Origin of the sequence: Pseudaquabacterium terrae, from assembly GCF_013266755.1 — a bacterium.
Lineage (GTDB): Bacteria > Pseudomonadota > Gammaproteobacteria > Burkholderiales > Burkholderiaceae_C > Pseudaquabacterium > Pseudaquabacterium terrae.
Genome location: NZ_JABRWJ010000004.1, coordinates 660747 through 679475, shown reverse-complemented (window position 1 = coordinate 679475; position 18729 = coordinate 660747). Strand labels below are relative to the sequence as shown.

Sequence of the window (18729 nt, the reverse complement as noted above, 5' to 3'; positions counted from 1 at the left end):
TCAGGCGCCGCCGACGGCGATCGGCGTGACAAGAATGACGATCACTTCCTTGTTCGCCTTCGCCTTCACGCCGCCGCCGAACAGGATCATCTTGGGATCGCCGACGCCCTTGCGATCGACGTTGTCGTCGGTCTGCTCGAAGCCGCTGATCACCAGCGTGTCGCCGGACTTCATCGCCACGCGCTGCAGGAAGTTGCGCGTATCGACTTCGGGCGTCTCGATCGTCGTGCCGTTGCTGGTGACGGTGCGGATCGTGCGCAGCGACGAGATGTCGGTGCCGAACTGCAGCAGCACGGTACCGTTGGACAGCACGTGCGGCAGGATCGTCATGTTGAATCCCGACGTGATCGTGCCGGGCTCCAGCGTCGTCGTGGTGCCGGCGTTGACGGCCTGCGAGGTCGACGTGGACCGCAGGTAGGTGGTCTGCGTGGCCACCTGCACCGGCACCGGCTGGTTGTTCAGCGTTGCCACCGATGCGGAGGTCTCGCGCCGCACCCTGCCTTGGCTCGACAGCGCAGTGAGCATCAGGCTCGAGCCGGCCAGCTTGCTGGTCGCGGTATTGAGCACCGCGGCCGAGAACGAACCGCTGCCGGACTGCGGGGAATAGGTGTTCTGGATGCCGAAGCGGCGGGACAGGTCGCCATAGACGATGTCCCACTTGATGCCGTAGTCGTCGAGATCGTCCTTGCTCACCGCGAGCACGGTCACGTCGATCATCACCTGGCGCGACAGCGACCGGTTCTCTTCTTCGAGGAACTTCGCGACGCGCTCGAGCACATGCGGCGTATCGGTCACCGAAATCGTGCCGGTCGCCGGCGAGGCACTGGCCTTGCCCTCGGTCGACAACATGCTCAGGACCGACTTCTCGATACTCTCGAAGACCGACAGCCGCGACGACACCGCGATGTTCTGCTGGCTGTTGCGCTGGGCGGCAGGCGCATTGCCCGTGCCGCCGCCGCCGGCAGCCGACGAGGTATTGCCCACCGCAGCGCTCAGCGATGCATCGCCGGGAATGGCGCGGATCTGGAATGAGCGCGTATCGGTGTAATAGAACTGCACGCCGCCATCCATCGGGCGCCACGACACGCCGAAGCGCGCCGCTGCCATGTCGAGCAGGCCCTTGAGCGGACCACCGGAATAGGCCAACCGCGTTCCGTTCTGGCCGTTGGCGCCGTTGCGAGCGGGGGCCGGCGTCGGCGACAGCGACGGCGCTGCGCCGGCCGGTGTGGCCGGCCGTGCGGCCGACTCGCCCTGCAGCGTGCGCTGCGAAGCCGTCTGCGCGTCCGGCGTCACCCGCACGGCCAGTCCGGCACGCAAGGTGATGCGCTCGGCGAACTCGCTCAGCGAAGACACCGTGCGATCGAAGGTGGCGGGCTGCAGGAAGACCGGCGGCAGGTTCTCGACCGGCTCCATGCGAATGGCGCTGCGCGCGATCCACAGCCCCTCTTCACGAGCGACCGGCGGAGTGGTTGCAGCGGCAGCGGACGCGGACGCTGCGGCAGGCGCCGCGGCAAGCGTTGCGACCGGAGCGGCGGCCTGAGCCTTCAGTCCGCCCGCGCGCAAGACGCTGTCGTCGATGACGCGCTCGATGCGCTCGGCGAGTCCCGCGCAGCCGCTGACCAGCATGGCGGCCACGAGCACACTCGTGAGCTTGAATGAGGATTTCATTGCATTCCTTTCGCGACGATGCGCAGCACGTTGTTGCCGCGATAGAAGACGGCCTTCATCGGCGTCTCGGCGCCCTGCATGCTGCGAACCACCGTCTCCACGGCTTCTTCGAAGCTGCCATTGAGCGTGGCGTTCGCGCCGATCGAGTAGTCCACCGGCAGCTCCCACACCAGCTGCCAGCCGGCGGTCTTGGCCCAACGGGCAATGGCCGACTTCACGGTGGCGTCGCTGGTCGCGATGGTCCACTGCGTCGTGGCAGGTTCGGTACTCGCGGGCTTGGCGCCATCGGAGGCGTGGCACACCTGCGCGGCGAACGCGCATGCGGCCAGGACCACGACGACATTGAATGCACTTTTCATCGAAAGCAACCTCACGGAATGTCCTTTCAGGCTCAGGTCTGCGGCCTAAAAGCAGCAACCGTGCCATCGGCGGCTTCGTCGCTCGATTGCACCCAGTCCCACAGAGAGAAGCAAGCTGAATTGATTGAGGGAAACCTCACCGAAAGCTCACCATTCGGTGAGCATTGCGGACCCGATGCCTTGCGCAATTGCAAGACCTCCGCGCGCAGGTCTCGCAATTCCGAATGTCCGGTTCGCCCGCTCCCTCCGGCCGTCGCGGCGCGGCACGCGGCATGGCACGCTCCATGCGTTCGTTCGGGGCAAACGCATTCGAGCGGAGGCTCCCATTGATGAACCTGAACGACAAAATCCTCGCCGGCGCGCTGTTCGACAACGCAGCGGTCGGCGTGGCGGTGGTAACGGACGCGGGAATCGTCGAGCGCTGCAATAGCAGGCTGGAACGCCTCATCGGCAGCGGCCACGGCACCCTCGTCGGCCGGCGCATGCCGCTGTTCCACGCGCCTGCCCTGTGCGGCTGCGAAGGAGCGCACAGCGCGGAAAAGCACCTGGTGCGCGACGATGGCAGCGAGCTGTGGCTGCGCGGGACGGGGCACCATCTGGCCGCCGCAACCGGCAGTCCTCGCGCACTGTGGATCGTCGAAGAGGTCACCGAGCGCGAACGGGCCCGCGCGGCGGCGCGCCGGTCGCGCCGCCGCTTGGCGGAGGCGACCATGCACATCAAGCATTCGGCCCTGCGCCTGCACGACGAGCTGGCGAAATGGCGGGCCGACGAGCAGCGCGACCTGGTGTTCGAGGACCGGCTGCGCGCGGCGGTCGAGCAAAGCCGGTTCGAGCTGCACTACCAGCCCTTGGTCGACCTGTGCCGCATGGATGTGTGCGGGCTGGAGGCGCTGCTGCGCTGGCGCACCGACGACGGCGAGTGGATCCCGCCTTCGCACTTCATTCCGGTCGCCGAATCCAGCGGGCTCATCGTGTCGCTGGGCCGCTGGACCTTCCTCGAGGCATGCCGCCAGATGTGCGCCTGGCGCGATGCCGGGCATCGCCCGGTGCCCATGGCAGTGAACCTCTCGCCGCGCGAGTTCGGCCAGCCGGAGTTCGTCCACTCGATCCTCGGCACGCTGGACGCAGCGCGCATCGACCCGCGACTGATCGAGTTCGAGATCACCGAGAGCACGCTGGTGGAGAACATGGACGACGCGCTCGCGAAGATGCATGCGCTGGCCGCCAGCGGCGTAGGGCTGGCGGTGGACGACTTCGGCACCGGCTACTCGAGCCTGAGCTACCTGCGCGAGCTACCCGTCTGCAAGCTGAAGATCGACCAGAGCTTCGTGCGCAGCATCGTGCACGACCGCAAGGTCGAGACGATCGTCGCGGGGATCATCCAGCTCGCCAAGAACCTGGGGCTGACCACGGTCGCCGAGGGCGTGGAAACGGCCGAGCAGCTCGACATCCTGCGCCGGCTGGGCTGCGACCAGTGCCAGGGCTACTACTTCGCGCGGCCGGCGCCCGCCGCGGCGCTGCCGATGCTGCTGGCCGGCTCGCCGGTGCGCCAGCCGCTGAGCGTCGGCATGGGCCAGCTGGTTCAGCCCTCCTGATGCACGCCTGCAAGGCTCCCCGGCCCTTGAGCTTGCAGACCCGCAATGTTTGATGGCCCGCTCCCCCGGTGAAGAGGCTGGCACAGGTTGTGCAGAGAGAGCACATCCTCAACGATTTCCACAAGGCGCCGAGCAATGAACATCGCATGCTGTATCCGCAATGAGTTTCTCGCCGCCGAGCTCCCGGAGCTGCTGGTACGGCACGGTCTCGACTACGAGCTCTTCCGCCATGAGATCGCGCTGATGCGGGCCCTGCGCCATCGCGGCGGCATCGACCTCGTGATCGTCGACGTCGGCAACGACTCGGCGATGGAAGCCGGTGTGCTGTCGTGGCTGCGCTCGCGCATCGGCGAGACGGTGCCGGTGTTGCTGCTGTCCTCGCGCTGGGACGCGCAGCGGGTGGCGGATGCGCTGGAAGCCGGGGCCGATGACTGCATCGCCAGGCCTTTCGATCATCAAGAATTGATCGCCCGCGTGAAGGCCGTGCTGCGCCGCAGCGGCGCCTCCGACGCCGGCCGCACCCGCGCCGAGGTTGCCGGCTTCGTGCTCGACAAGCGCGCCGGCACGCTGATGGACCGCGGCGTCCCGGTGACGCTGACGCCGCGCGAGTTCGCGCTCGCCTGGCTGCTGTTCTCCAACGCCGGTGCGCGCCTGTCGCGCGAGGCCATCAGCCTGGCGATCTGGGGCGCCGACAAGGACATCGCCGGCCGCGCCATCGAGCAGCACGTCTACAAGCTGCGCCGCAAGATCGGCCTGAGCCCCGAGCGCGGCGTCGTGATCCGCACGACCTACGCCCAGGGCTACCGGCTGGAGCAATGCGAGGTGCGGCATGCCCATGGGCACCGCGTCAGCGGGATCGAGATGGCGGATTCGCACCGGGCCGTGGTGATGCAGGCCTGAGGGCGCGGCGGGCGCGGCGAGCGCCGGCCTGTTGCAGCGCAACATCGCGGCAGCGCGTTCTGGCTGAGGGGACATCGAAATGGGTAACAGCATCAACAACAACAACAATTGGAGAGTTGGTCCGGCGCCGACTGGAGCGACCGACTTGGGTGCGCCGCCAGCCAAGCCACCCAGGCCACCCAAGCACCTCCTGACCGGACAACCCGGCCCCGGCTTGCCCGGGCGGGTCAACACCTCGGCCAGTCTTCCGCCCCAACAAAGAATGACCCTGGGGCAACTGCAGGCAATATCGCAGGCGATGTCGCAAGGGGGCCAGGGCTTCGGGACGATGAGGATGCCCGATCCGGCGAGCTACCGGACCCAGGTTCAGCAGGCGGAACCGCAGGGCGCGCCTGCATTCCCCTCCGCCGCCGGGCCTCAGCAAACGGAACCGCAATTCCTGTCAAATGGCCCCGGGCTCAAGAGACACGACCGGGTGAAACCACGGCCAACGCCGATTCGGCAGGATTCGATGTCATCGATCGCGTCCACTGCATCCAACGCGTCCACCATCTCGACCAATTCGACGATCTCCACGACGTCGACCGCACCGACGGAAGTGTCCTTGGAGTCCAATGGCTCGAGCAAGGCCAACTCGGCGAAGCAATTTGCCAAGAATCTCGGGGGCTTCTTCAAGACAGCGGCAAGCAGTGCGAAGCAGCAGATAGGAAAGTTGGGCGGCCCCAGCCTCACGGCCGCTGAAATAGACGCCGCGAACCTCGCGAAAGTCAATGTCGAGCGCACCAAGATCGCGACGGAAATCCTCCTGGAGAAATCGGGCAAGCTGTCTGATATCGACCTGTCGGACGTCCAGAGCAAGCTGTCTTCCGGGAACGGAATACTGCTGGGTGAAAACAATGGCGCCCTTCGCCGCATTGCGACGACGCTGGAGGCGAGCATCAAGGCCAGCGATCTCGCTTCCGTGCCCGCCCATCTACGCGACCATGTCGAAAGCCTGCAGAACTTCTATGCGAACCAGGATGTCAAGGATCACCTCATCCAGTCCGGCACGAAAGAATGGCACCGGCAAGAGCCGTCGGCCGCCCAGATTTCCAAAGTGATGGACCAGGCCATCACAGCCCAGCTGCTGTTGGGGGCACTGAACCGGGCTAACGAGCGCGGTTGGTGAGCGCTTCGCACTTCGCCACTGGCGCCTTCGGGCCGAAGAGACCCGGGCATCGACCACAAAGGCCCAAGCCAGCGTTTTGAAGATGGCCGACGGCGTATGTCGCCCCGGCCTACACCCTCTGGTTCAGCGCCCGCGGCGCGCCAGCTTGAGGTAGCTGGGCTGCGGCGGTGCCTGACGGCGCTTCGTCTTCTTCGAGCCTTGCTTCTTGCCGGCAGGCGGCTGCTGCCGGGCGAGCACCGGGGCCGGGATCGGCGCCGCCGCTGCGCGCGCCGGATCGAGGGCTGGCCTGGTCGATGGCGGCAGGCTCAGTTGCGGCGCCGCGGAAGCGCCCTGCAAGCGCAGGTGTTCGGGCAGGCGAGACAGGTCGCCCGTTGCGGCCAACTCCTGGGGCTGGGGCGCGGTGTTCCCCCGGCCGTCACGACCGGACTTCCCTTGATTCGGCGCGACCCGCGTGACCGGTTGGACCGGAATGAACGGGCTGAGGCTGCCGATGCGATTGACGCTGCTCATGGAAACTTCGCCAAAGCGCAAGCTTCAGCGCGGCCGCGCAATCATGTCCTGCAGCTCGGCCCGGTCATACGACGCACGCAGCGCATCGCGCGCCGCCACGGTTCCCGCCGCGACCAGACGGGCGAGGTCGTCGTTGAGGGTGCGCGACATGTTGTCGTCCTTGCGCCGCATGAATTCCCCGAGCAGATGCGCCTTTTCCGGCGCGGCGATGAACTGCGACACCTGGCGGTTGTTGTTGAACATCAGCTCGCTGGCCAGCGCGAAGGACTCGCCGCGCTCGGTCGGCACCAGGCACTGGCACACCACGCCCACCAGGGCGTCCGCCAGCGCCTGCGACCGCTGCAGGCGTTGCTCCATCGGAAAGAACGACAGCAGCTTGTTGATCGCGCCGATCGCGCTGGAGGTGTGCAGCGTGGCGAACACGAGATGACCGGACTCCGCTGCATGCAGCACCGTCTCGGCGGTCTCGGCGTCGCGCACTTCGCCGACCATGATCACGTCCGGGCGTTGGCGCAGCGCCTCGCGCAGACCGGCGGAGAAGCTGACGACGTCGCTGCCCACTTCCTTCTGCGACACGAGCGACTTTCGCTCTGTCATCATGTATTCGATCGGCTGCTCGATCGTGACGATGTGCGCGCTGCGGGTGGCATTGAGGTAGTCGAGCATCGAGGCCGTGCTCGTCGTCTTGCCGGCGCCGGTGGAGCCGGTCACCAGCACCAGTCCCTTGGCCGCTTCGCACATCGACTTGATGTAGAGCGGCAGCCCCGTCTTGTCCAGCGGCAGCGGCAGCAACGGCAGGCGCCGGATTGCGACCACCACTTTCTTGCCGCCGCAGGTGCGATAGACATTGCAACGCAGCCGCGCCTTCGTCAGCACCACCGGATGGTCGATCGCCCCATTGCGCAGGCGGTTCTCCCATTCGTAGTCGATGCTGTTGAGCAGTTCCTGCATCTCCTCGAACAGCACTGGCTCGCCCAGCGTCTGCCATTCGCGCGGCGTCTTGATGCGAACCGGGGCATCCTGCTCGATGTGAATATCGGTGAACGTCCGCTCGGAATTGACGAGGTCGAGCACCTCGGTAACGAGGTCGCGCATCAGCGTCGCGGTGTTCCTGTTCATCCTGGGCTTTCCTGAATATGCGTGGAGAGTCGGGGCAGTCTATGGGTAAGCCCCGGCCGCAGGGCTCAACGAAGCTCAACGTTCAACAACCATCACGCCGCGATGCGATATCGATCACAGCGGCCCTAGCATGTCGCAACGCCATTGAGAAGAACCATGCCCATTCAGCTCGTGACCGAGGAGGACGTCGTGCGCATGAAGCGCCTGCTCGCCCGTGACCGCAGCGGCGCGTTGGCGCGGGCGATCATCGAATCGTTGCGCGAGTCGGCCGCGGCGCTGTCGAGCGCACAGCGCGACACGCTGTCGCGCAATGACACGGCGCTGTCCGATGACATGGCGCGTGCCGTGGCCGCTGCCGAGCGGGTGGTCACCGCGACTTGGGAACGGCTGCATCCGGGCCGCACGCTGGCGTGCTGACGTGAGCTCCACTTGATGGGAGTGGCGGAATGGACATCGAGTATTTCGGCTCGGCCGATGCCGTCGCGGCCCTGGCCGCGCAGCGGCCGGCCACGCAGGGCTTCCCGCTCGCGGCACTGCTGACGCGCTCGGCGTGGTACGAGCGCTGGAACCTGCAACGCGCAGCCGTTCGAGTCGAAGAGGCGCAGGCGCTGCTCGCCGACCGACGGCCATCCGACGATGTGCAATATGCCGCGCTCGATGGTCGATTGATGCTGGTGCGGGCCGAAGCGAAAGCCGCGGCCCAGGACCTGGCGGCGGCCCGCGCGCTGGTGGCGCAGGCGCGGCGGCGCTTCGAGGCGGCCGACGATGCGGTGGGCATGGGTGACGCCCACCTGGTGGCTGCCTTGGTCGCGGAATACGGCGGGGACGTGTCGCTGCGAAATGCGGCGCGCGAGGAAGCCCGGCGCTGCTTCGAGCGCGCCGGCGAAGCGGTTCGCCAGCGCCTGGTCGACATGATGCTGGCGCGCGAGGCCGGCTTCGTCGATCCCGCCGCGGCCAGGCTGCGCTGGGGCGCCGCGGTCGAGGCCTGCACGGCCCATGACGATCCGGCCGTGTGCCTGATGGCGGAGCGGTGCCTGGCCACCTGGGCGTCGCAGTCGGGCGCATCCGGCGCTGACTCCGTTCCCCACTACCAAGCGGCCTACGAATGGGCGCAGCGCATCGGTCACGCGCTGATCGCCGCGGAGATCTCGAGCAATCTGGTGACTGCGTTCAACACGCTCAACCGCCCCGACCTCGGCCTGGAGTGGGGGCAGCGTGCGCTGGCGCACGCGCGCACCACCGAACGGTCATGGGTGATCGGCACCACGCTCAGCATGGTCGCCTGCGGCTTTCGCAGGCTCGGCCGCTTCGATGCGGCCAAGGAGATGCTGGCCGAGGCGATCGAGCTGTCGACGGCCCGCAACAACCGCAACTGGTCCATCGTGTGCAACGAGGCGGGTCAGCTGGCGCGAGCGCAGGGCGACCACCCAGAGGCCCTTCGCTGGCATGTGGAGCTGGTGCGCGTGGGACAGCACCTGGACAGCCCGATCGTGGTCATGGAGGGCCTGACGGGGCAGGCCCGGGCGCTGTCCGAGCTCGGCCGGCCCGGCGAGGCGGTGGCGGCGATCGAGCAAGCGCTCGCGCCGGGCACGCACGCGGGTTCCTCGTCGAGCGTTCATCGTTCCGACTGCCTGAGCGCCTATGCGGAGATCGCGCGCAAGCATGCCCTGCCGGTTCCCGCTGGCTCGCCGGCGCCGAGCGCGGCCATCCACTGGCTCGAAGCCGCGCTCGCATCCGAAGCCGCCGCGGCGGCTCGCACCGCTTCGCCCGAATGGCTGGCCGCGCTGTCACGCGATTACGAGGCGGTCGGCGACCTGGCCCGGGCGCTGGTGTGCGAGCGGCGCGCGACGGCCGCTCGCGAGGCCATGGCAACGCGGCAGGCAGAGGACCTCGCGACGGTCATGCAGGTGCACCACCAGACCGAGCGCGCTCGCGCCGAGGCGCAGCATCACCGCGAGCTCGCCGCGCTGGAGGCGCGCCGCGCCGATGCCGAAGCAGCGGCCAACACGGCCAAGAGCGAGTTCGTCGCCAACATGAGCCACGAACTGCGCTCACCGCTCAACGCCTTGCTCGGATTCACCCGGCTGCTGCAGCGCGAGCCGTCGCTCAGCGAACGCGCGCGCCACGACCTGGAGATCGTGCGCAGCAGCGGCGAGCACCTGCACCGCTTGATCAACGAGGTGCTCGAAGCGTCAAAGGCGGCCGCCGGCCAGCTCACGCTTCAGCTGCTCGCCGTCGACCTGATGGCGATGCTCGACGAGCTGCGGGCCATGTTCTCCCTGTCGGCCCGGCAAAAGGGCCTGGCGCTCGAGGTGTCGATCGACCGCGACACGCCGCAGTGGGTGCTGGCCGACGCGATCAAGCTGCGCCAGGTGCTGATCAACCTGCTGGGCAATGCGATCAAGTTCACCGAGCGTGGCCGCGTGCGGCTGCGTGTCGAATGCGCGGCGCGGCGGCTGAAATTTGCCGTCATCGACTCGGGCGTGGGTATCGACGGCGATGACTTGCAGCGCCTGGGCGAGGCCTTCGTCCAGGCAGGTGCCGGCCGCCGCGCGGCCGAAGGCACGGGGCTCGGCCTGGCCATCAGCCGCAGCTATGTGGCCTTGATGGGCGGTGAGCTCATGCTCACCAGCGTGCCCCACGAGGGCACCACCGCCGCCATCACGCTGCCGCTGCAGGTGGTCGAGGCCGGCGATATCAGCGCCCAGCGCCGCGTCGCGCGCCTGGCGCCGAACACGCCGCCGCAGCGCGTGCTGGTGGTCGACGACAAGCCGCACGGCCGGCAATTGCTGGCGCGGCTGCTCGAGCCTTTGGGTTTCGAGGTGCGCGAAGCGGCCAATGGCCTGCAGGCCGTCGAAGCGTGCGCGCAATGGGCGCCGCACCTGGTATGCATGGACATGCGCATGCCGGTGATGGACGGGCGCGAGGCCACCCGGCGCATCAAGGCCGAACGCGGCGGCTCGGGCATCGTGATCGTGGCGCTGACGGCCAGCAATTTCGAGGAAGAGCGGCAGGCCGTTCTGGCGTGCGGCTGCGACGACTTCATGCGCAAGCCCTTCCACGAGGAGGCGCTGCTGGAGCTGATCGCACGGCACCTGCGGATCAGCTATGCCTACGAGGACGACATGCCGCCTCCCGAGCCCGAAGTCAAAGACGACCGCCTGCAGGCCTCGTTGACCGCACTGCCCGGCACGCTGCGACAGGCACTCTCCGACGCGCTGGGCCGGCTGGACGTCAGTGCGATCGAGCAGGCCATCGAAGCGATGACCGTGCGCGACGAGAATCTCGGGCATGGCTTGGCGGCTTTGGCGGCACGCTTCGAATACCAGCGGCTGCGCACGATCGCCACGCAGGCTGTGCAGCCGACCTCCGCCGGACGGTAGCCGGCACGTGGCCGCGGCATCTGGCCGTCGACCCTTCACTGCACCCGCTGCGCCTCCCGCATCAGCCCCGCCGCATCTACCGGCTGAGACTCCAGCTGCGGTTGCGGCCGCAGCTTCACGGCCTCCGCCGTGGCGAGCAGCCAGCTCAGGCGCGGCACGAGATGCGCCGCGTGCTCGCTGTCCGCCCTGATCGGCTGCACGACGCTGAGCACGGCCGCATCGGGCGAGCGCGAGCCGAGCGCGGCGCGCAACGCGGCCGCATGGCACCAGTCGGCCACGGCAACGACGACATCCGACGCATCGAGCGCCGTGGCGATTTGCCCGGCCATCGCACCCTCCCGCGTGGCACCCAGCTCGGGATCGACAGGCCCGCAGGGGCCGCGCTTGTCGTGACCGAGCACCTCGTAGCCCTTGCGCAGCGCGTACCAGACGATCAGGCTCGTCGGCCCGAGGCCGGGCGGCGGATCGACAACGATGCCCGTGCCTGAGGGGCGCCGCCCCATGCGCAGCTCGTCCGGCCGCAGATCGGTCACCATCGCTCGCACCACCTGCGGTGCGCGCTGAATCATCAGCGTGCGCCGACCGGGCCGTGCGGCGCAGGCCGTCAGGACCGCCAGAACGAGCGCCATCGCGGCAGGGGACGAGCGAGCGTCGTTCTTGCGGTCGCCGACGATCACGAGCCGCGGCACGCCGCCGCGCAGCGCCGCATGCACCTGTGCCGCCACCTCGCCGGGCGAGCGCACGGTCGCACACCGCTCGACCTCGCCGTTCACCGCCTCGAGAGACGAGTAGCGCATGTGCGGGGCCACCACGATGGCCGGCGGTTCCTTGGCCGGCGCCGGTGCGACAAGGCGTTCCTCGTCGAGTGCCGACGCTTCCAGCTCCGGTTCGGGCCACAGCGCGAGCAATCGATCGGCCGGCAATGCACCCGCCAGCCGTCTTGCGGCAGCGGCATCGCGCATGACGACGTCATCGACCGTGACGATCGCTTTTGCGCGCTCGCGCGCCGTGATCGCAGCGTGCCATCCCGCCAGCTCCGCCTCCTCGGCGAGCACCACGACGAGCCCGAAGGGGAGCAGGTCGGCGGGGCGTACCGGCGGGACCAGGCGGAAACCCAGCTCTACCGCCCGTTCGCCGATTTCGGCGGCCACGCGATCACCGGGTTGCCCGGCGCACAGCACCTTGGGCACGCGTGTGTTGGCCAGCTCGTGCAACACCGTCAGCGCTTGCGCGAGTGACGCGCGAGGCGCCGATGCCGCGCCCGCCAACACCACGAGCCGCCAGGCCCCGGCTTCGCACGCGGGAACCTTCAGGTGCTCCCGCACGCATGCGCCCATCTCGCTGAAAGACCGCACGCGCTGAAGGTTCACGGCCGCTCCCGCTGCGCGCAGGCGTCCATGCACGCGCATTCGGCGCACGGCCGTTTCATGTTCGAGCTGGCCACAGCCAGACGCATCGTCGGGGGAAACAACATCGCAATCTGATTGGTGTGGTCGAGAGCGTCGGGCGAGTATGCGGTGCGCAGAATGAGGGAATCCACAACAAAGCGCATTGCCCGCCTGATCGAGCCCGCTTGTGGGAACGCTCAGGGCGCCGGTACTACCTCGTCGACCGCGACCCGGTTGCGGCCGCCGTGCTTGGCCCGATAGAGCGCCTCGTCCGCGCGTTTCATGAGCTCCGGCGCGCTTTCGCCGGGCCGCCGGATAGCGAGCCCGACGCTGATCGTCACCGCGAGGCCCGGCGCCACCGTCGGCCAGGCGTACCCCGCGACGGCGAGGCGCAACCGCTCGCAGGTGGCCGCCGCTTGCGCCAGCGTTGCGCCCGGCAGCACGAAGAGAAACTCCTCGCCGCCGACACGCGCCACCAGGTCCGATGCGCGCGTCTGCACGCGCAGCAGGTCGCCCAGCGCGGCGAGCACGGCGTCGCCGATGCCATGACCGTGTTGATCGTTGACGCGCTTGAAATGGTCGACGTCGAGCATGGCCAGCGACAGCGGCGTGCCCGCGTCTTCGCTCGCGCTCAACAGCTGCGGCAGCGTCTCCTCCACGGCCCGCCGATTGGGCAGGCGCGTCAAGGCATCTTCGCCGGCGGCGCGCGCCATCGCTTCGGCTTCAGCCTGCAGGCGCTGCTGCGCCGCCTCCAACTCCGTCGACCGCGCGCGCTCGGCCTGCATGTCGGTGCGCGCCTGGTCGAGCTCGCGCTTGGTCTGTTCGAATTCGATGCGTTCGAGCAGCACGCGCGCCTGCGCCTCCGCGCGTTGCACCAGCTGTTCGCGGTCCAGCTTCGCATGCCGCTCCAGGTGCAAGAGCGCGCGGTGGTAGCGGCGCAGATGCTTGTTGGCCAGGTACATCGCGTACTCGAATTCGCGGCGCAGCTCGGCGTCGCCCGCGGCGAGGACCTGGGGCTGCAACTCGGCGAGCCGGTCCAGCGCGGGTTTGTGCTGGCCGCGGCGCTGCGCGAGGCGCGCGAGCTCGAACGCTGCGATCAGCTCGATCGGCCGGAAGCCGTGCTGCCGGGCGAGCCTTTGGCAGTCGTCGAGCAGCGCCGACGCAGCGGCCGTGTCCCGGCTGCCCCGCAGCGCGCCGACGAGATTGAGCATCGCCACCAGTTGGCGATGCACGTTGCCGGACTCGCGTGCCCGGGCCAGCGCCTGCGTGGCGAATTCGCGTCCCGCGTCGAGCGCCGCGGCCGCCGCGGCGTCGTGGCCCGCGTCGCGGTGGTGGTCGGCCTGGCCCAGCAGGTTGGCCGACAGATTGACCTGCGCGGCGAAGACCTCCTCGTCGCCGCCATGCACGCGGGCCAGCGCCAGCGACTCGCGCAGGTGGGCCGCCGACAGCGCCGGATCGTCGAGCCGCTCGTAGGCCATGCCGATGCGCAGCAGGGCCCAGCACTCCAGGCGCAGGTCGCCCGCTTCGCGCGCCGCGGCCTGCGCCTGCACGCCGGCGTCGAGCGCATCCCTGTACAGCCCCAGCTGGTGGTACGCGATCGACAAGGTGGACAGCGTGTCCGACTGGCCGGCGCGGTCCTCCAGCTCGTGGTACAGCGCCAGCGCCTGGGTGGCCGCGGACACCGCCGGCTCGTTCTCGCCGAGGCGCGTACGGTTCAGCGCCATCATGCGCAGCGCTGCCGCGCGACCTGGCGCATCTTCCGGCGCCAGGGCGGTCAGCGCCTGTGCCGAGTCCGCCAGGCTTTGCCGGTGATCGCCGCGGGCGATCGCCTCGGCGGCGCGATCGAGCAACAGGGCGGCGCTCGCTGGCGCGACAGGGGGCGGCGGTTGACGATCGTTCATCGGGATCACCCTGCGGGCCGATGAAGTATGGCCCGTCATCTCGACTCGGCGAGCCCACGGCTCGGGGTGCCTGAGAAGTGTTGAGAATCCGGTCAGGCGTGCTAGCGTCCGGCGGTGCGCTGCGAAAAAAGCCGTGTGGCGAAGTGGAAGCCCCGCCTGGGGACTGCCACGTTCATGCTCGCCTGCGGCCTCGCCGTTGCTCAGCCGAGCTGGCGCGAGCAGTTCGCGGCCGCCGAGCAGGATCCGATCGGCTACACGCAGCGTGCCGAGACCGATGTGACCGAGGCCGAGCGCAACGGCACGTTGGCCGACCAGGTGAACGCGCTGCGCCGGTTGAGCCTCGGAACCCTCGCCAGCTCACGGCTGGCAGACCACCATCGGGCGGTCGAACGAGCCGAACCGCTTGCGCGCCGGCTCGCAGAGCCTGACGCCTTGTGCTGGTTTCTGCGGCTGCGCATGCAGCGGCGGCTCTTCGAGCAGCGCTACGAGGAGGCGCAACGCATCCATACGGAAGTCTCGGCGCTGGCCACCGAGCACCACCTCGCCGATTGCCAGGCCGCGATCCTGGCCAGCCGCGGCGTCGCCGCCAACGCCTTCGGGCGCCAGTCGGATGCGGCCGACGCGCTGAGCAAGGCGTTCGCGATCTACGAGCGCCTCGACGATCGCCACCAGATGGCCCGCGTTCTCAGCGAGCTGGCCAACGTGCGCACCGCGTTGAATCCGTCGCCCGACGACGAGGTAGCCGCGCTGGCCTTGCTGGAGCGGGCCCTTGCGTTGGCCGACCCGACGTTTCGGCGCACGCTGTTCGAGCTGCATCGTTCAACCGCACTGGTGTACCAGCGACGCGGCAAGCACGACGAGGCCGTGGCATCGTTCAAGCGCGCGGCCGAGCTGGCCGAGGGGTTGCGCATGGACAACCTGCGCGTGCGCGTCGGGCTGTCGCTCGGCGAGCTGCACCTCGAGCAGCACCAACCCGCCCCGGCGCTGAAGGAGCTCGACACGGCGCTGTCCCGCGCCCAAGCCGCGCGGCTGCCGGACCGACCGTTCCTGCTGCGCCTTCATCTCGCGCGTTCGCGGGCGCTGGTCGAGGTCGGCCAGCCGATGGCCGGCATCGACGCGCTGCACGAGGCCGAGCGGCTCGTCGCGCCGCACGGAGATGCCAGCCAGGCCGCGCTGTACCACGCTGCGGCAGCCAAGGTATTCGCCCGGCTCGGCAACCATCGGCAGGCCTATGACGAGATGGTCGCGCTGCAAGGAGCCACCCGGCGCGTCGCGGCCGCCGCGGATGCGGCGCGCGTCGACGAGCTGAACGTTCGCTTCGACGTCGCGCTGAAGGACAAGGACGTGGCCCTGATGCGGGTGCAGCAGGAACGCGAGGCCACGCGCCGCTTCGCGTTGGCCCTCGCGTTGGCGTTGAGCGTCGCCGTGTTCAGTGCTCTCGCGCTGTTCCTGCGCCGCCGGGAAGCGAACGCCCTGCTCCACGCGCAGCATGCCGAAGCCCTGGCTGCCGCCGAAGCATCCGCCAATCGGGCGAAGAGCGCCTTCCTCGCGAACGTCAGCCATGAGCTGCGCTCGCCGCTGAACACCATCCTCGGGTTCACGCGTTTGCTGCAGCGCAACCCCGGGCTGCCGCCCTCCGTGCGCAGCGATCTGGAGATCGTGCACAAGAGCGGCGAACACCTGCACGTCGTCATCGACGAAGTGCTCGACTTGGCCAAGATCGAAGCCGGCGAGATCCACCTCAACCTCCAGGAGTGCCCCCTCGGCCCGCTGCTGGAAGAGGTGCGCTCGATGTTCCGGCTCGCGGCCGGCGACAAGGCGATCGCCTGGCAAGTGCAGGCGGTGCCCGGCCTGCCGGCGATCGTGCGCGCGGACGCCGTCAAGCTGCGCCAGGTGCTGATCAACCTGGTCGGCAATGCAATGAAGTTCACCCAGCGCGGCAGCGTGGTGCTGCGTGCCGCGCCCGTCCAGTGGTCGAACGACGAGTCGACCTGCCGGCTTGGCTTCGCGGTGGAAGACACCGGCGTGGGCATCGCTGCCGAGGAACTGGCCCGGCTCGGCGAAGCCTTCGTTCAGGGAGAAGCCGGTCGACAGGCGAGCGAAGGCACCGGCATCGGGCTGGCGCTTACCCGCCGCTACGTCGCGTTGATGGGCGGCGAACTGGTGCTTCGCAGCGAGCTCGGCCGCGGCACGACGGCGCAGTTCGAAATCGAAGCGCCGGTCGTGCAGCCGTCCAGCGGAACAGTGGCGCAGCACATCGCGCGGCGGCCGATCGCCATTGCCGGCGGTCCACCGGCACCGCGCGTGCTGATCGCCGACGACAAGGAAGAGGCCCGCCGGCTGCTCGTGGAACTGCTGGCCCCGCTCGGCTTCGCATTGCGCGAGGCCAGCGATGGGCAACAGGCGGTCACGATCGCAGCCGAGTGGCGCCCGCATCTCGTCATCATGGACATGCGCATGCCGGTGCTCAACGGCGACGAGGCGGCACGGCAGATCAAGCGCTCGAGCGCAGAGTCGCCCCCGATCATCGCCGTCAGCGCCAGCAGTTTCGACTGGCAGCGCGACGATGCCCGCGCGGCTGGTTGCGTCGAGGTGCTGACCAAGCCGATCGATGAAGAGCTGCTGCTGCAGGCGATGGCCAAAGCGCTCGACTTGCGCTTCGTCTACGACGAGTCCGCCCTTCCCGCGGCGCCGGTGGACGCCGCGCCGGAAACCCCGCTGGCCGAGCAGCATCGCGCCCGCCTTCGCGCAGCGCTGCAGGCGCTGGACATTCCGGCCATCGAGCGCGAGGTCACCAACATCGAGGCGACGAATGCGGCGCAGGCCCGCCAACTGCGGCAGCTGGCCCAACGCTTCCGGTACGCACAGATGATCGAGCTGCTCGACACGTGACCGGTGCGCCGCCGGCCGTCGCCCGTCGTGCGCCGCGTCAACCGCGAACCCAGCGCAGCTTCAGCAGCGTGCCGATCTGCTCGAGCAGCGTCGTGAAGTTGAGCGGCTTGGCGAGGAAGGCATCGGCTCCGGCCTCGAGCGCGCTGCGGCGGTCGCCTTCGAAGGGGTTGGCGGACGACGCGATCAGCGGCAGCGTTGCGGTCGCCGGATCGGCGCGCCAGCGCCGGATCGTGTCGAGCCCTGTGCCGGTGGGCACGACGTCGACGATCGCCAGGTCCACGGGCTCCGCAAGCAGCTGCTCGAACGCCTCGAAACCGTGCGACGCCTCCAGCGCGCGAAGGCCGACGAGCGACAACATGCTCGCCGCCATCGAACGGCTGGCCGGAACGTCGTCGACGAGCAGAATCCGCCGCCGTGGCCCTTCGTAACCCGATATGGCGGCTGTCTTCGGCTTGGCGGCTTGCTGGGCCTGCGCGATGGGCAGGGAGAGCGTGAACGAAAAGCGGCTGCCGCGGCCCGGCTCGCTCGACACCTCCAGCGCGCTGTCCATGGCTTCCAGCAGCCGTCGGCTGATCGCCAGGCCCAGGCCGGTACCGGCGGCGCGCTGGCTTTTCTCGCCGGCCTGCTCGAAGGGCTCGAAGATGCGTTCGATGTCGCTCGCGGCGATGCCGGGGCCGCTGTCCTCGACCTCGAACACGATCGTCGCGACACCATCCGCGCCCGGCCCTTGCGGCCGCTGCGTGGCACGCAGCGTGAAGCCGCCTTCGACCGTGAACTTCACCGCGTTGCCGAGCAGGTTCAAGAGCACCTGCCGCAGCACCCGCTCGTCGACGACCACGGCCTCCGGCAGCGTCGGGTCGAGCTCGCACCGAAACCGCAGACCCTTTTGCTGCGCGCGCAACTCGACCGTTCCGGCAACGAAGCGCAACACGGAAGCGAGCGTTACCGGGGCGGGCTGGAGCTCGAGCTTGCCCGCCTCGATGCGCGCGAGATCGAGGATGTCGTTGATCAGGGCCAGCAGGTGCTCGCCGCTGTCGTGGATGGTGTCCAGGGCCCGGCGCTGCCAGTCGCCGGACGCGGGTTCGCGCCGCAGCAGCTGCGCATAGCCCAGGATGGCGTTCAGCGGCGTGCGCAGCTCATGGCTCATGCTGGCCAGGAAACGGCTCTTGGCCTGGCTGGCCGACTCGGCACGCGCCTGCGCCTGCACATGGGCTTCGATCCGCTCCTCCAGCGCGATCTCCAGCCGGTGCATCGCCAGATGCGTGCGGATGCGTGCGAGCGCCTCGTCGGCGTGATACGGCTTGGAGATGTAGTCGACGGCGCCGGCGGCGAACGCCTGCACCTTGTCGGCCACTTGCTGCATGCCGCTGACGAAGATCACCGGCACCCGCTGCGTGCGCGGTTCCGCCTTGAGGCGGCGGCACAGCTCCCGCCCGTCCAGATCGGGCAGGCGCATGTCGAGCAGGATCAGGTCGGGCACGTTTTCTTCGAGGAACATCAGCGCCAGCTGCGCCGCGTTCGCCGGGCAAGGAATGTGGCCGGCCTCGCCCAGCGTGCGGACGAGGAACTCCAGGTCCGCCGGGCTGTCGTCGACGATGAGGATGCGGCCGCGCGCCGCGGCCTCAGGCAAGGACCCATTCACGGGACGAACTCCGATGTGGGGGCATCGTAGTCGCCTTCGCAGCGGCGCGGCTCGGTACTGTCCCTGCTGCTGAGGGAGCCGCCGCCGCGGCCCGGCGGCTGCCAGGCTATCGAAGACCCTCGGCGTGCGGACTTCCTCCACGGGCGGTACCAGCGTATCGACACGCTCTTCGACTTGCGCAAACCTTCGCTTGAGGGACGCGTG

13 protein-coding genes are annotated in these 18729 nt (G+C 69.0%); 6 read left to right on the top strand and 7 right to left on the bottom strand.

Features of this window, described 5'->3' with window-relative positions:
- Both pilN and HLB44_RS15735 read right to left on the bottom strand, forming a co-directional pair.
- Nucleotides 1-1626, bottom strand: coding sequence for a PilN family type IVB pilus formation outer membrane protein (gene pilN / locus HLB44_RS15740; RefSeq protein WP_246312308.1), 1626 nt, complete (start codon nucleotides 1624-1626; stop codon nucleotides 1-3).
- 38 nt (nucleotides 1627-1664) lie between these two features.
- Nucleotides 1665-2027, bottom strand: coding sequence for a toxin co-regulated pilus biosynthesis Q family protein (locus HLB44_RS15735; protein ID WP_173124095.1), 363 nt, complete (start codon nucleotides 2025-2027; stop codon nucleotides 1665-1667).
- A gap of 164 nt (nucleotides 2028-2191) precedes the next feature.
- Between HLB44_RS15735 and HLB44_RS15730 the strand changes: the two genes are divergently transcribed.
- From HLB44_RS15730 to HLB44_RS15720, 3 genes are all read left to right on the top strand, one after another.
- Nucleotides 2192-3622, top strand: a complete 1431-nt coding sequence (locus HLB44_RS15730; RefSeq protein WP_173124093.1) for a sensor domain-containing protein — start codon at nucleotides 2192-2194, stop codon at nucleotides 3620-3622.
- A 135-nt stretch (nucleotides 3623-3757) separates the two neighbouring features.
- A complete protein-coding gene (locus HLB44_RS15725; protein WP_173124091.1) occupies nucleotides 3758-4522 on the top strand; it encodes a response regulator transcription factor in 765 nt (254 codons plus the stop codon).
- 79 nt (nucleotides 4523-4601) lie between these two features.
- Nucleotides 4602-5690: a hypothetical protein gene (locus HLB44_RS15720; protein ID WP_173124089.1), complete on the top strand. Its 1089-nt coding sequence runs from the start codon at nucleotides 4602-4604 to the stop codon at nucleotides 5688-5690.
- A 123-nt stretch (nucleotides 5691-5813) separates the two neighbouring features.
- On the opposite strand, the gene HLB44_RS15715 is transcribed toward HLB44_RS15720, so the two are convergent.
- Nucleotides 5814-6200 carry a hypothetical protein gene (locus HLB44_RS15715; RefSeq protein WP_173124087.1) on the bottom strand — a complete coding sequence of 129 codons (387 nt, stop codon included), beginning with the start codon at nucleotides 6198-6200 and terminating at the stop codon, nucleotides 5814-5816.
- A gap of 24 nt (nucleotides 6201-6224) precedes the next feature.
- Nucleotides 6225-7319, bottom strand: a complete 1095-nt coding sequence (locus HLB44_RS15710; RefSeq protein WP_173124085.1) for a type IV pilus twitching motility protein PilT — start codon at nucleotides 7317-7319, stop codon at nucleotides 6225-6227.
- Nucleotides 7320-7475: 156 nt separating this feature from the next.
- Between HLB44_RS15710 and HLB44_RS15705 the strand changes: the two genes are divergently transcribed.
- Together HLB44_RS15705 and HLB44_RS15700 are read left to right on the top strand one after the other, a co-directional pair.
- Nucleotides 7476-7736 (top strand): hypothetical protein, encoded by a 261-nt coding sequence (locus HLB44_RS15705; RefSeq protein WP_173124083.1) that lies wholly within the window; start codon nucleotides 7476-7478, stop codon nucleotides 7734-7736.
- A gap of 29 nt (nucleotides 7737-7765) precedes the next feature.
- A complete protein-coding gene (locus HLB44_RS15700; protein ID WP_173124081.1) occupies nucleotides 7766-10702 on the top strand; it encodes an ATP-binding protein in 2937 nt (978 codons plus the stop codon).
- 35 nt (nucleotides 10703-10737) lie between these two features.
- Here the strand turns inward: HLB44_RS15700 and HLB44_RS15695 are convergent, their stop codons facing one another.
- Both HLB44_RS15695 and HLB44_RS15690 read right to left on the bottom strand, forming a co-directional pair.
- A complete protein-coding gene (locus tag HLB44_RS15695) occupies nucleotides 10738-12072 on the bottom strand; it encodes a hypothetical protein (protein WP_173124079.1) in 1335 nt (444 codons plus the stop codon).
- Nucleotides 12073-12287: 215 nt separating this feature from the next.
- The gene (locus HLB44_RS15690) at nucleotides 12288-13991 is read right to left on the bottom strand and encodes a GGDEF domain-containing protein (RefSeq protein WP_173124077.1); all 1704 of its coding nucleotides are present in this window, start codon (nucleotides 13989-13991) and stop codon (nucleotides 12288-12290) included.
- Nucleotides 13992-14165: 174 nt separating this feature from the next.
- Between HLB44_RS15690 and HLB44_RS15685 the strand changes: the two genes are divergently transcribed.
- Complete coding sequence (locus tag HLB44_RS15685) at nucleotides 14166-16883, top strand: ATP-binding response regulator (RefSeq protein ID WP_173124075.1); 2718 nt, start codon at nucleotides 14166-14168, stop codon at nucleotides 16881-16883.
- Nucleotides 16884-16920: 37 nt separating this feature from the next.
- On the opposite strand, the gene HLB44_RS15680 is transcribed toward HLB44_RS15685, so the two are convergent.
- Complete coding sequence (locus HLB44_RS15680) at nucleotides 16921-18666, bottom strand: response regulator (RefSeq protein WP_173124073.1); 1746 nt, start codon at nucleotides 18664-18666, stop codon at nucleotides 16921-16923.
- Nucleotides 18667-18729: the final 63 nt, after the last annotated feature.

Excerpts from the sequence above, each read along its gene's own strand:
- HLB44_RS15715 (WP_173124087.1), bottom strand. The coding sequence starts at position 6,200 with ATGAGCAGCGTCAATCGCATCGGCAGCCTCAGCCCGTTCATTCCGGTC.
- HLB44_RS15725 (WP_173124091.1), top strand. The coding sequence starts at position 3,758 with ATGAACATCGCATGCTGTATCCGCAATGAGTTTCTCGCCGCCGAGCTC.
- HLB44_RS15710 (WP_173124085.1), bottom strand. The coding sequence starts at position 7,319 with ATGAACAGGAACACCGCGACGCTGATGCGCGACCTCGTTACCGAGGTG.
- HLB44_RS15705 (WP_173124083.1), top strand. The coding sequence starts at position 7,476 with ATGCCCATTCAGCTCGTGACCGAGGAGGACGTCGTGCGCATGAAGCGC.
- HLB44_RS15690 (WP_173124077.1), bottom strand. The coding sequence starts at position 13,991 with ATGAACGATCGTCAACCGCCGCCCCCTGTCGCGCCAGCGAGCGCCGCC.
- HLB44_RS15685 (WP_173124075.1), top strand. The coding sequence starts at position 14,166 with ATGCTCGCCTGCGGCCTCGCCGTTGCTCAGCCGAGCTGGCGCGAGCAG.
- HLB44_RS15700 (WP_173124081.1), top strand. The coding sequence starts at position 7,766 with ATGGACATCGAGTATTTCGGCTCGGCCGATGCCGTCGCGGCCCTGGCC.
- HLB44_RS15735 (WP_173124095.1), bottom strand. The coding sequence starts at position 2,027 with ATGAAAAGTGCATTCAATGTCGTCGTGGTCCTGGCCGCATGCGCGTTC.
- pilN (WP_246312308.1), bottom strand. The coding sequence starts at position 1,626 with ATGCTGGTCAGCGGCTGCGCGGGACTCGCCGAGCGCATCGAGCGCGTC.
- HLB44_RS15720 (WP_173124089.1), top strand. The coding sequence starts at position 4,602 with ATGGGTAACAGCATCAACAACAACAACAATTGGAGAGTTGGTCCGGCG.